Origin of the sequence: Serratia sp. 201 (assembly GCF_037027545.1) — a bacterium.
Classification (GTDB): Bacteria; Pseudomonadota; Gammaproteobacteria; order Enterobacterales; family Enterobacteriaceae; genus Serratia; species Serratia bockelmannii.
Map to the genome: position 1 here is coordinate 1 of NZ_JAXCHC010000015.1, position 428 is coordinate 428.

General features: G+C 47.9%; 2 tRNA genes. Both read right to left on the reverse strand.

Annotated features, from left to right (window positions below):
- Positions 1–177: 177 nt before the first annotated feature.
- Positions 178–253, reverse strand: a tRNA-Ala gene (locus WA302_RS25170).
- A gap of 38 nt (positions 254–291) precedes the next feature.
- A tRNA-Ile gene (locus WA302_RS25175) sits at positions 292–368 on the reverse strand.
- Positions 369–428: the final 60 nt, after the last annotated feature.

Consider the following 428-nt stretch of genomic DNA (forward strand, 5'->3'; position numbering starts at 1 on the left):
GCTGCAAACATTTGAGAGACTCTATGACAGGTTACTCTTCATCCCAGTACATCTACGGAGGGATAAATTTCAGCCGTCATGTTTCAATTTTCAGCTTGTTCCAGATTGTTAAAGAGCAAAATACTTCGCAGCATACTGTCGCCAATATACTCTGAAGTATTGAAATACCGGACTATATGGTGGAGCTAAGCGGGATCGAACCGCTGACCTCCTGCGTGCAAGGCAGGCGCTCTCCCAGCTGAGCTATAGCCCCATACAGTCACGTGCAGTACCTTTTCCACTTCTGAGAAGTGGTAGGCCTGAGTGGACTTGAACCACCGACCTCACCCTTATCAGGGGTGCGCTCTAACCACCTGAGCTACAAGCCTATAAAGGTATTTCTGCTCGTTACTTTCTATCAGACAATCTGTGTGAGCACGCCACTCGAA